Here is a 12,164-nt window from a genome sequence, read left to right on the forward strand (position 1 = left end):
AAGCACTAAACTCCAAAATAAAGAAACAAAACTCAAAGATGTATTATACAACATCTACAGAGCAATTCAAGTATTTTAAATGAGGGTTTCTACAAGGTTGAAATTTATTTAAAATAAAAATCACTTATTTAAAATGCCGTATTCATAATACCAATCAAAAGCTCCAGTTTCGATAATATTATTGGGTAAATTTTCATCGAAAGTATCATTATCAGAAGATCTCTTTATTACCTCAAATAATTGAGATAAACTCATAAAATAGCATCTGTGTATAAAATAATTAAAATCTTCTTCTTGAAGATTATTTAGTTCAACATATTGCTGTTGGAATTGTTCTCCATATCTTATAAATTCTTCAAATTTTTTATTTAATTCATCATCACCATTTTCAAGCCTAAATTCACCATTTAACTGTGCTTCCAGAAACTTTCTAATAAATAATTGATTATACAAAGAGCCATACTCTAATTGTGTTAATGAAATCCTTTTTATTACTCTATTTTTTAATGAAATTTCATGTCTTGTATTATTTTCCTTTAAACTAATTTTTCCGTTTCTTTTTAATAATATTTCTACTTTTCCTGCTTGAATTTGTGAGTATAACAAACTTTTTGATAAATCAATGATAATACTGTAATTTCGTCCTGATTTAGATTCTCTTGTTAAAACTTTCTTTTTAACTTCAATAATAATGATAGATTTTTCACATTCAATGACAAAATCACATTCTGAAATATTCTTATTAAATTTGTATTTTCCTCCTTTGATGAAATTTATACCATATTTATTGAGAAGTATTGCAATAAATTCTTCTAATCTCACACCTAAAATATCATTTAAATTTTTATTTAATTGTAGTTCGCAGGGTTCTCTTAAAAAAGTCGCTAAAGATTCATAAAAGTTTGGGGCAGACCAAGAAACAGCCGGCAATAAAAATGAGGAGGAATTGAATTTTAGCAAAGGTTTTTCATGGAAATTAATCTTTTGATAATCATCAGGTTCTATATAATTATTATTTAAATTCTCTGTATGAGACATAAACTTTAAAATTTTAATATATGTATCATACGATAAGGCATAATTTACCTTTTTAGATAATTGTATTAGAATGGCCTTATTTTCTTTATTCCAGATATTATAAAAATCTTTTCCAACAGTGATAAATTCATCAATTGTAAAACCTAAATTATTATTAAAAAAATCCTGATCGAATGAAAAAAGATATTTGCATAATTCTAATTCGAGTAAAATATTGCTTTGAGGAATTGTAAATAAAGAATCATACAATACCATATTTGAAACATGCTGTGGAAGATTTTTTAAGTCCAAGTAAAAGTAAGTCCAAATGCTATAGTCCTGAACATTATATACTCCATTTATTATCCTTTTAGATAATTCAATAATTTCTTCGAATAGTTTTTCATATTTTAATCTTTTAGAATTATGTTTGAGCTGTAAATGTTTTAATGATAAGTTTAGAAGATAACCCCAAGGTATCTGTGGTTCTTTATCACCAGGGTTTAAGTCTTTTAAAAAGATATAACGTTTAAATTTTGAATCATAATCCTGATGTGCAAGACATTCAAAGATTAGATTAATTCCACCAAACTCACTAATTTTTTGTTCTAATTTTTTATAGATTTCATCAAGTCCAGAAATAAATTCAATTTCATCCTCAACAATTCTAATTTCACAATTTTTACTTGTCAAATATTTAACGGATTGTGCACGATTAAAAACTTTTGTATTACAGCTTTTTAAATCAAATTTATAGTTTTCAGAAAGGTTTAAATAATTTTTTGATGACCTAATCAAGTCATTCCATTTTTCATCGTCCCAATCTGGAATAAATTTAAAAAACCCTGTAACATAATGCATAATATCGATAATTTGTAGATATGGTATTGAATCCTCATCATAAATTATTTGTCTATAAATCAGTTCTGTGTTGATTTTATTTAACACACTTTTATCTAGGCCATCATCTAGACTTTTAAGAATTGTTTGTATTTCTTTTGAAAATTTATCTTCAGCAAAATGAATTGGTTTATCATCCAGATTAATCCCATACTCTTTTTCAAAATCCTTTTCGCAAGTAATTGTTGCTTCAATATTATTAACCAAGTTTTTAAATGTATTTAACATGACTATTTAAAATTTATTTTTCATGATATTTATAGCAAATGAATTAATAGAAAACAAATAATTTAAAAGTATATTTATCACTAGAATCCATCAATATCTCTGTTATGAATCCACTCACGGTGTTTTCCAATAGCTACTCTAACAATAACATCAATAAGATCTGTTTCATCTTCTTTTTTGAAGTAGTAATAAGCTGGTCCTTCGAGCATTAATCTTAAATCATAGAATGGTCTTGGTTTAACTGCATCAGGATTCATCAAGCCATAATTTTTCAATATCTTCACATTATCTGTTTCATATTTCTCCAGTTTGGATTTCTGAACTTTAGTGGCTACTGTTTTTTCTTTTTTGTCAAATATCTCAGCTATTTGAGAACTGTCAACTAATATGCTGGATTCAATTAACAGCAATGTTATTTCCTTTCCTTTAACAGTTATTGTTGCAGGATGTGAATTCTCACTATCTAGAATTAATTTCATTTTATAGCCTCTATTATATAATATAGCTACTTCCTAAATATATAGGTAAAGCTGGGAGAAGGGTCAATCCCAGCTTTATCATGGATTTGGAGTAAAAAACTCATAGCAGAAGATGTTAGTGAAGAAAAAGCAATTAAAACTTCACCAAATCAACCATTTAGATTTTTATATTCTTTTATCCCTACACGCATCCCTAACGAAAGGGCCAATATATTTAGGAGTTAAATTATGACTCATGCTCTGAAATTACCTTTGATAATTCTATTAGGTGCATTCATTAACACACCAACAGAGGAAAGTATGAACAGCTTTGTATAAATCGGTAATTCATCGCGAATGTCCTTACGCATGAATTCAATCAATGGATAGAAATCGTACATCTCGCCGTCAGGTCCTAAAGGTGCAACGGTAGTTCCTGTAGTTCTGGAGTATAGCAATTTCATTCCGGGGTTGATATAGTCCATACCAATATAGGTTTTGTCACCCATCTCGGAACCACCATCACAGACAGCAGTTCCAAGGAGGTCTATGTTATCAACACCGTAATAGCTTTTAATTAATTCAACCGGTTCGACTTGCCTATTGCTTTCGAATATGTCTGATTTTAAAGTGGTTAAAGATTTGTAGCTTACGGCCATACTGTTTAAGTTGGCATAGCTTCCAGCGGATTCTTTGAACTTCTCTTGAGCTTTGAGAATGGTCATTCCAGTATCATCGCCAGCTTGGAAATTATAGGTTGCGACTTTTGAAGAATTCATTATCATGTCAATGGCTGCCTTTTCAATACTTCTGCCGATAAGAATTCCTACATCTTGTAACATGTCATTAACGGAGATTAAATTGGAATCAAGCATTTGAGCTGAAACATTTAAGACTCCACCGATGGTATCAATAGAGACAGTTTCACTGATTGGTTTTCTAACGTTTAATTCCTGAAGAGTAGCGCCAGGAGCAATATCTTTGGCCTCACCAAGTACACCAGATTGGATAGCTTCTTCGATATTGACTCTTTGTGACATGTAAGTGTAATATTGGCTGTTTTCTTGTATCTCTTGTTTTGGAAGTAATCTGGTGAATTTCATCCATTTGGCTGAAGTGTCAGCAACAATCTGTGCCATGACTTCATTTTGTACTTTAGCATCATTTCCTTTAGTTAACATTAACATTCACCTCTATGGCCTGCAAGTACCTTTTAAAGCAAGACCCGGTTTATTTAATAATATTCCAACTTTACTTTGTATAAACAACTTTGTATATTGAGGTAACTCATCATAGATGTCTTTACGCATGATTTCAATGATAGGATAGAAGTCTGCAATGTTTTCATCGCTTGTAATAGGTGCAACAGTAGTTCCAGAAGATTTGGAATACAAAACAGTTAATGGTGCATTCCTAAGATCAAAACCAATATATTGTTTGTCACCTATTAATGATCCTCCGTCAGCTTGGGTTGTTCCTAAAAGATCGATATTATCAATACCATAGTATTCTTTAATACCTTCTACAGGCTGAACTAATTTGTTAGAACTATAAGCTAATTGTTTTACATAGCTTAAGGTTTTGTAGGACTCGGCCATTATTGTTAAATCAGCACCTGCTCCAGCATTACCTTTGAAAGCTTCTTGTGCTTTGATAACAAATTTACCATAAGCATCCATAGTGTCTTGAGTTTCACTAGTATTGTAAACAGGAACATTTGGAGAGCTTATTAAAGTATCATAAATGTTATACTCAATCCTGTTAGCAATAACAGTAGCTACATCACCTAATAGGTCTTCAAATGAAACAATATCTGAATCAAACACATCCTTATTAACATTAAGGACTCCTCCGACAGTATCAATGGAGATAGTGTCAGTCACTGGTTTTCTGATGTTCAACTCTTGCAAGGACGCACCTGGAGCAATATCCTTAGCTTCTCCAAGTAAACCTTTTTTAATAGCTTCATCAAGATTAATGTTTTGCCTAAAGTAGGTGTAGTAATCGGAGTTCTCTTTGATTTCTTGTTTAGGAAACAATCTAGCTAATTTTAACCTTTTTGCAGTTTCATCAGTAATGGTTTGAGCTATTACCTCATTTTGTACTTTGGTATCATTTCCTTTTGTAATCATTCATTATCACCTTAAGTTTGGCCTGTGGTTCCGATATCGTATGGTCTGAACACTTCAATGTATTTGTAATCGTCTGAGCTTGCAACCGGATGCATTGCGATATATTCGCCGTCTTCTGATTTGATGGCTCCGGTGCTGGTTAAAGCTATTCTGTCATTAACGGCAATGTTTGACAAACCGCTGGCTAATTTTAATCTGAATAAATGTCCTAATACAAGGATGGCTGTTTTTCTTTTACCTCCAGTCATTGTAACTGGATCGTTGACTGCAATACCTAAAATGATTTCACCTTCAGCAGCAGTGTATTTTTTAACTGTAGGTTTTCCAATATCGGAGTTTGCAGATAATGTTACAGCATCATCAACTTTGATTTTATTGCCTGCATACTCATATCCTGGAGTTTCTCCAGTAGGAGTAGTTACGGTGGTTGCAGTAATTGTACCTTCATCTAACAAGAAAGTTGTGACTTCTTTTCTTTCTTCAAGTAAAATAATTGAATCTGGCATTATATATGTCCTCCACTTAAATTTTAATATTACTTAATTTATTATTTAATTTATTATTTATAATATATAAAGATTTATATATTATAGCTATTTTTTAAAAAGTTTGATAAGGTGGACATTAACATTACATTAATGATTGAAAATTAGAATAATTAATTAATATTACTTTATTAAGATAAAATAACGATGAATGTAGAAATAAAGTTAACAGTTTACTGTTCAGAGGTTATTTGAATATATAAATTTTCAAGTGTCTTTTCACGTTTGTCTTTTTTAAGTTCGCACTCCCATACCGTGATTACATTCCATCCCATTTCTTCAAGTTCTTTCTGGTTGTGTTCGTCACGTTCTTTGTTTCTATAAAGTTTCTTCTCCCAGTATTCAACATTGGATTTTGGTATTCTCGCATATCTGCATCCGTCATGAAGATGCCAGAAGCAGCCATGAACAAACACCATGGTCTTGTATTTTGGCAGTACAATGTCTGGACTTCCAGGATATCTTTTATCATTCTTTCTAAAACGCAATCCTTTTGAGAAGAGATAACTTCTAACAAGGATTTCTGGCTTGGTGTCTTTGCTGCGAATCCTTGACATATTATAACTTCGAACCTCTTTGCTAAATTTGTCAACCATATGAATCAACTCAATAGTTCCCAAAATAATATGAGAATTGATTATATTAATGTTTATTTTTATATATTAATTGATATTTGATAGTTATAGAATCCTCATCAGAGATAACTTCAACTTTAAATAAATCCCCTGGTTTGATATTATGTTCAGCACTTAGTTCTGCAGGAATAGTTAAATCTAATGATTTTGTCCCATGCCTTCCTCTAACTTTAACAAACTTTTCACTCATAGATTAATATTTAAATTTCATGTACATATAATATTTAATGTATCTAATGTACATTAATTCTTATTTTAAATGTGTGTCAAACTTATTAACATGATAGGAGTGATTCGCAATGGGAAAAGATGGATTTGATAATGAAACCAGATTAATGATTGCATTAGATAATAAAAAATATAGGGAACTTAATGAAAATTTGAAAGAAACAATAACCTTCATTTCTGAAAAACCTGTTGATGATAATACGATAATAAATGCATATAAATTAGGTGGAGTTAATAAAACAGATTTGATAATTGAATTTAATAGTACTCCTTACAATTTGAGCATTAAAAAAGGTACAGGTAATAGTATTCATCAGGAAAAAGTTGGAGAATTTATTTCATTTTTAAAAAAAGAATATGGTATTTCTGATGATTTGAAAAATGATATTCTTTGTTTTATATGGGGAGATGGCACCTTGGATGGAACCGGTGCTGTTGAAGATAGATTAAGTGCTGCTCAGTTTAAAAGGAAATATCCTGAAAAAGTAGAGAATATCAAAAAATTCTTCCATGAACATAAGAAAGAATTAATCGAAAGATTCCTTATTAAAGGTTTAAAAAGTGATTCCTCTCCAGATTATATGTATTATGGTACTCCAGAGGAAGGGATTGTAGTTAATGCGAATGATGCATTAGAATGGTTATCTGATGATGCTAATGAAAAGACTGGAACTCCTCTCCCTATCGGAAGACTAACATTCCAAGCATGGAACAGAAATATAAATGGGGGCACCAAATCTGAAAAGAAAAGGGGGGTTGTACAATTGAAATGGGGTTCCGTAGGTCAGGATTTAAAAACAATTGCAGAGAGTAGGAAAAATGAGAAATAGAGGGACTGCTGAAGGAACTGAAGAAGAAATTAATTTTGTAAAGCTGTTGAATAGAAAAGAAGATACGGCATTATGGGAAACACTTAATTTAGATTCAAAAACTCATTATGCTATACATGTTTTGTATCATAAATTTGGTAAGATTAATCAGAAGAAAGTCAAACCTAAAGCGGATGTGTATATTGCTAAAGGAATTGTTCCACAGGATATTTTAGAAGAAAGAGATTTTTATCTTAATGAAGATGATGTTGAAACTTTTAATTTAGTTCCAATAGCTGGAACAGGTATATCTGTAAAGTTAATTACTTCTAAAAGATACCAAATTACTAAATTACATCCCAATACTTTTAATAAAATTTTTGGATCATATGAATTAGGAGCCGGTGCATCAATATATTGTAGAAAAGAAAAAGATTTAGAAAAAAATGATGCAGTAATTAATGGATGGTATTCTAATACTAAAGATTTCATTAATTTTTTCAAAAAAGCTGGAATTGACATTAACGATGAAGGCATGGATTTAGAAACAGCTAATGAGATAAAAAAATATTCAAATTTAAAAATTGAAGAAATAATAAACAACAATAAAGAAATTTCTGATTTTATATTTAATGGAATAGGAAATTTTGAGGAACCTTTCACTGTTCATTATCTGTATGAAAACGGAAAATTAAAAGACGATTGCTTTATACCGTTTAAACCTACAACAGGTTCTGGAAGGAGTAAAGGACAATTTACTATAGTGATAAAACCAAAATAAAATTATTCTAAATATTTTACCATTTCTTTAGCTATTAATTTAACTACTGGAACTGTAACACTATTTCCAATTTGTTTATAGCTTTGAGAATAATTATCTTTCATCTTATAAGATTCTGGGAATCCTTGTAATCTTAAACATTCACGAACAGTTAATTTTCTATTCTCTGTAGCTAGAACTGGGACATTATTTCCTCCAGTTCCCATTTTAGCTGTTAAACATGGGGAACAACCATCATTTCTCAAAGAACATCTTGAAGGCCTTATTTCGGTTGCAAAAATAGGGTATTCTTCATTAATATTTTTTTTCTCCAAATAATCTTGCAAATGTTTTTCTAGATGTTTTGATGCTGTTTCAGATAAATCATGTCCTTCAACATCATGTTCTAATAGCTCATTGATATTGCTTTTTGAATAGATAGGGCTCGGAAATATAAATGAAGATACCTTTTTCTTAAAACCAACAATATATATTCTTTCCCTGTTTTGTGGAATGCCATAATTCTTTGAGTTTAATACTTGGTAAAATATTGAATATCCCATATTTGTTAATGATTGTTTAATAACTTTGAATGTATTGCCTTTATCATGATTTGTTAAACCTTTAACATTTTCTAAAAGAAATGCTTGAGGTTTTTTTGCTTTAAGAATCCTTTCCACTTCAAAGAATAATGTTCCTCTAGTATCACAGAATCCTTTTCTATATCCACCAATACTGAATGGCTGACATGGGAATCCCCCACAAAGCACATCATGATCGGGAATATCATTAGCATCTATTTTACTTATGTCTCCTTCAGGATACTCTCCAAAATTATCATAATATGTCTCATTAGCCCATTTATCAATATCTGAACTGAAAATACATTTGCCACCTACTGATTCAAATGCTAATCTAAATCCTCCAATTCCAGAAAATAAATCAATGAATGTGAATTCTTTATTATCATTATCTTTAGTAGTCGGCATTGAAAAATCACTTAAATTTGATTGTATCTCTGATTTATTTGTAGACATATTATCACTTTATTAAAAATCTCCTAAACTGGATTGGACTTCAATTTCAGGCTTGGTAGGATTGTTTAATTTTTTTATAACTTGTTTTCCTATTTCATATCCTAATAACGGAGGAACTGCATTTGCTAACTGTTGATGCTGGTCTGTTTTATTTCCTTCAATTATAAAACTGTCTGGAATGGATTGTAACCTTGCAACTTCTCTTGCAGTAACGACCCTATCAAATTCCGGATGAATAATCATTGATTTAACAGCATGTTTGATTGTAATGGAAGGTTTATCCGGATGTAATCTTCTATAATTGTTACTGTGAGTTCCACCTACGTCATACAATTCAGGTGGAAGATCTTGCCAATTCCCTCCCTGTGGGACATTAACTATCCTTTTCATTACCTTTTCATTATGCCTCATTGGTTCATGATTATAAATTTTAGTTTCACCATCTGCCATTAATTTCTGGAAATCATTAACAGGTTCAGTATAATATTCAAAAGTTGTATCGGGAATATTGCTCAATGCTTCTTTAACAGTTACCACGTATTTTTTAGGTTTAGGAAACTTAACTTCTCCTATTTTTGATGCGATGAAGATTACTCTTTTTCTTTTTTGAGGAACGCCATGTTGAGATGCATCCAGTATCTTATGTTCAACTTGATACCCAATTTCATTAAATTCCTTTTTAATTACATCTTTTACATTATCCCCGTCAACATTTTTCATAGATAAAAGACCAACAACGTTTTCAATTATCACTATTTTAGGCTTAATTATCTTAACAGCCCTTACTACTTCATTAAACAATTCATTACGTTTGTCACCAACTTCCCTTTTACCACACATTGAAAATCCTTGGCAAGGTGGACCAGCAATAATAACATCCACTTTATCTTCATATTGAGAAAAGAATTCATCTTCTAATTCAGTTAAATCAGCAAGTATGCCTTCAGTATTATTGTGATTATTTTTAAATGTATCAATTGCAACTTCCCAGTTATCAATTCCAAACAATACATCGAATCCAGCCATTTCAAATCCTTTACTGAATCCTCCGATACCACAAAATAAATCAATAACAGTTGGTTTATCACTCATTGTTTAATCTCCAGAATAATGTATGTTACTCTTATTTAATAATATATTTTTCTAAATATTTAAAATTTGCAAATGATATAGATTTAGTGAATTCAATCTTCTATAATGGTCCAATTATATTTACATAATCTTAATAAAGCAACTAATAATAAAGTTGCATTAACGTAATTATATTCATTTAAAGCCAATAAAGAATGAGCTGCTTCATTTCTAATATTCAAACCACATTTATCAATCAATAAATATTTTAAGAAGAATATATTGCTTTGACCCATTTTTTCAGACAGTTTTTCATCATTCAATAATTTATTTAAGGATTTATCTTGAACAGTATTATTATCGGTTGTTTCTTTTGTTTCAATTCCAAAAATTTTACATAATATTTTAATTATTCCTTCTAATTTCAAAGTTAAAGAATCAATTGTTAAAACAAAATGTGGATAATAATTAGGATATAATAAATATAAATTTCTTTCTAAAAAATAATAATTAATCGCTGGAACGATTAATTCAAAAAAATGATTTTCAATATTCAAATTAGGAACCATTTTTACACCAAGCCAGGTTTCATTTTTTATAAAATTTAAACAAGATTCTTGAGATAATTTTCCACTATTAAATGCTTTGTTGAATATTTCAATAATGAATGGTATATAAATTAAAGTCATCTGTTTTGAATAATGGAACATAATTCCATAATTCATTTTTTCTTCATCATTTTCAAAATTATCCATAGGTAATTTTTCATCACCAATAATTACTTTACCAAAATCATAAAAAAGGGGGGATTCCTTTGACATGTTCTCTGATAACTTTTTACACATTTGATAATCGGGAAGGATTTCATCTGAAGCAATTAAATATGAAAAAATTTCTTTTAAGTCATCTTCAGCAATATTTTCTGAAGCTTCCAACAGCATGGGATAAATATCATTTAGTTCATCTAATGGAATTTCAATCTTATTAAAAACCATGTTCGGACTAATTTCTGTTTTATGAAAATTTAATAATTCATCTGCTTTTGAATGTTTATCTGCTTTTTTATATGAGCTGATAGCAAGCATGCAGAAATGTGACTGAGTTAATGGGTTTTCTTCAGATTTACATTTGGATTCATAGCATTTTGCTATTTCCAATCTCCAAGGAAAATTATCATTTTTTAATTTATTGGAACATTTTTCACCCAATTCTAAAAAATTTAATGATGCATAAATATTATCTGAATCTTTAATATTGTCATAAATGTCCCAACAGATTTGATCCAATTTTTGAAAAAATGATTTGAAGTTATTTTTTTGAGTTAAAACAAAATCAATTAAATGAAAAGGGATAAACGAAAATTTAATATTCCAGAAATCTTCATTCTGAATCCAACTTATTATTATCTCTTTAACTGTTTCACATTCATATTTGGTTTTTCTTGCATTAATAAAAGCATTTTTAATAACTTTAACTACTTCATAGGTTTCATGAGTCTCCTCAAAATCATGCTGATTAATTAATTCTATAGAATTATCAATGAAACATTCACAATATTTAATTTCTCGTTTTCCAACCCATAGAATGCATGCGTAAATTAAAATAATAAAATTATTTTTTGAATATTCAACCCTCTCTCTTAAATACTGAAAATCAGCTTCATCAAAATCATCTAAGTTTGGAAAATATTTTAACTCTCCTTCCACATCAGTTATTCCAAAAATACCTTGAGGTTCACCATTTTCTATTTGTAAATTCAAACAGTTTATCTCACATTTAACTTTTTTTAATATGTCCTCAGAATCAACTGTGTTTAACATGAAGCGTAAATCTTTCATAATCTCTGAAAAATCAAATGATTTATTATTCTCAATTTTTGTGTATATTTTATCTAAATTAATATCAGTCATATTTACTCTCCATATGCTCGATTTAATTATCTTTATAATAAACTTGAAAAATGAATTAAATTATATTAATTTAATAACAAAGAAAAGAAACAGAAGGTAAATTAAATTAAACCTACTCAGAACCATCATTTTTTAAATTTTCAGTTATCATTTTGCCTTTAACAGTAAGCCTATACAATCTACCTTTTCTAACTTCCGGATTAATACATTCAACAAGTTCATGTGCTTTCAATTCACTTAGAACCTTTGAAATATGATTTGTTCTAATCCCTGAATTTCTAGCTATTTGGGAAGGTATCAAAACTTCCCCATCCAAGGACTTCATTACTTTAGTCCTGTACTTGTCGGATAAGTCGGAGGAATTGCTCCCTCCTTCTCTCCTAAGAACCCAGCGTGTCCCTTTCAAGACACTGGGCTCAAGCTAGCGTTTATCT

The 12,164-nt window shown here is 29.7% G+C and carries 13 protein-coding genes; 2 read left to right on the forward strand and 11 right to left on the reverse strand.

The window, feature by feature from the left end:
• Nucleotides 1-120: 120 nt before the first annotated feature.
• The 7 genes from QZU81_RS09265 to QZU81_RS09295 all read right to left on the reverse strand — a co-directional run bounded on the left by QZU81_RS09265 (nt 121) and on the right by QZU81_RS09295 (nt 6,105).
• Nucleotides 121-2,145, reverse strand: a complete 2,025-nt coding sequence (locus tag QZU81_RS09265; protein ID WP_295591463.1) for a hypothetical protein — start codon at nt 2,143-2,145, stop codon at nt 121-123.
• Nucleotides 2,146-2,225: 80 nt separating this feature from the next.
• On the reverse strand, nt 2,226-2,624 hold the full coding sequence (locus tag QZU81_RS09270; RefSeq protein WP_295591465.1) for a hypothetical protein: 399 nt from the start codon (nt 2,622-2,624) through the stop codon (nt 2,226-2,228).
• Between the two features lie 233 nt (nt 2,625-2,857).
• The gene (locus QZU81_RS09275) at nt 2,858-3,784 is read right to left on the reverse strand and encodes a hypothetical protein (protein ID WP_295591467.1); all 927 of its coding nucleotides are present in this window, start codon (nt 3,782-3,784) and stop codon (nt 2,858-2,860) included.
• Between the two features lie 12 nt (nt 3,785-3,796).
• Nucleotides 3,797-4,735, reverse strand: a complete 939-nt coding sequence (locus tag QZU81_RS09280; RefSeq protein ID WP_295591469.1) for a hypothetical protein — start codon at nt 4,733-4,735, stop codon at nt 3,797-3,799.
• Between the two features lie 11 nt (nt 4,736-4,746).
• Nucleotides 4,747-5,241, reverse strand: a complete 495-nt coding sequence (locus QZU81_RS09285) for a hypothetical protein (RefSeq protein WP_295591471.1) — start codon at nt 5,239-5,241, stop codon at nt 4,747-4,749.
• Between the two features lie 212 nt (nt 5,242-5,453).
• A complete protein-coding gene (locus QZU81_RS09290) occupies nt 5,454-5,876 on the reverse strand; it encodes a very short patch repair endonuclease (protein ID WP_295591473.1) in 423 nt (140 codons plus the stop codon).
• A gap of 46 nt (nt 5,877-5,922) precedes the next feature.
• A complete protein-coding gene (locus QZU81_RS09295; protein ID WP_295591475.1) occupies nt 5,923-6,105 on the reverse strand; it encodes an AbrB/MazE/SpoVT family DNA-binding domain-containing protein in 183 nt (60 codons plus the stop codon).
• A gap of 109 nt (nt 6,106-6,214) precedes the next feature.
• Between QZU81_RS09295 and QZU81_RS09300 the strand changes: the two genes are divergently transcribed.
• Together QZU81_RS09300 and QZU81_RS09305 are read left to right on the forward strand one after the other, a co-directional pair.
• Nucleotides 6,215-6,973 (forward strand): hypothetical protein, encoded by a 759-nt coding sequence (locus QZU81_RS09300; RefSeq protein ID WP_295591477.1) that lies wholly within the window; start codon nt 6,215-6,217, stop codon nt 6,971-6,973.
• Entirely contained in the window at nt 6,963-7,733 is a 771-nt protein-coding gene (locus QZU81_RS09305) for a hypothetical protein (RefSeq protein ID WP_295591479.1), read from the forward strand. The genes QZU81_RS09300 and QZU81_RS09305 overlap by 11 nt, the downstream gene beginning before the upstream one ends.
• A gap of 2 nt (nt 7,734-7,735) precedes the next feature.
• On the opposite strand, the gene QZU81_RS09310 is transcribed toward QZU81_RS09305, so the two are convergent.
• The 4 genes from QZU81_RS09310 to QZU81_RS09325 all read right to left on the reverse strand — a co-directional run bounded on the left by QZU81_RS09310 (nt 7,736) and on the right by QZU81_RS09325 (nt 12,136).
• Nucleotides 7,736-8,749 carry a DNA cytosine methyltransferase gene (locus QZU81_RS09310; RefSeq protein WP_295591480.1) on the reverse strand — a complete coding sequence of 338 codons (1,014 nt, stop codon included), beginning with the start codon at nt 8,747-8,749 and terminating at the stop codon, nt 7,736-7,738.
• 12 nt (nt 8,750-8,761) lie between these two features.
• Entirely contained in the window at nt 8,762-9,841 is a 1,080-nt protein-coding gene (locus tag QZU81_RS09315; protein WP_295591482.1) for a DNA cytosine methyltransferase, read from the reverse strand.
• 92 nt (nt 9,842-9,933) lie between these two features.
• Nucleotides 9,934-11,730: a DUF4209 domain-containing protein gene (locus QZU81_RS09320; protein WP_295591484.1), complete on the reverse strand. Its 1,797-nt coding sequence runs from the start codon at nt 11,728-11,730 to the stop codon at nt 9,934-9,936.
• Nucleotides 11,731-11,842: 112 nt separating this feature from the next.
• A complete protein-coding gene (locus QZU81_RS09325) occupies nt 11,843-12,136 on the reverse strand; it encodes a transcriptional regulator (protein WP_295591486.1) in 294 nt (97 codons plus the stop codon).
• Nucleotides 12,137-12,164: the final 28 nt, after the last annotated feature.

It is taken from the genome of uncultured Methanobrevibacter sp. (assembly GCF_902770715.1).
GTDB lineage: Archaea > Methanobacteriota > Methanobacteria > Methanobacteriales > Methanobacteriaceae > Methanocatella.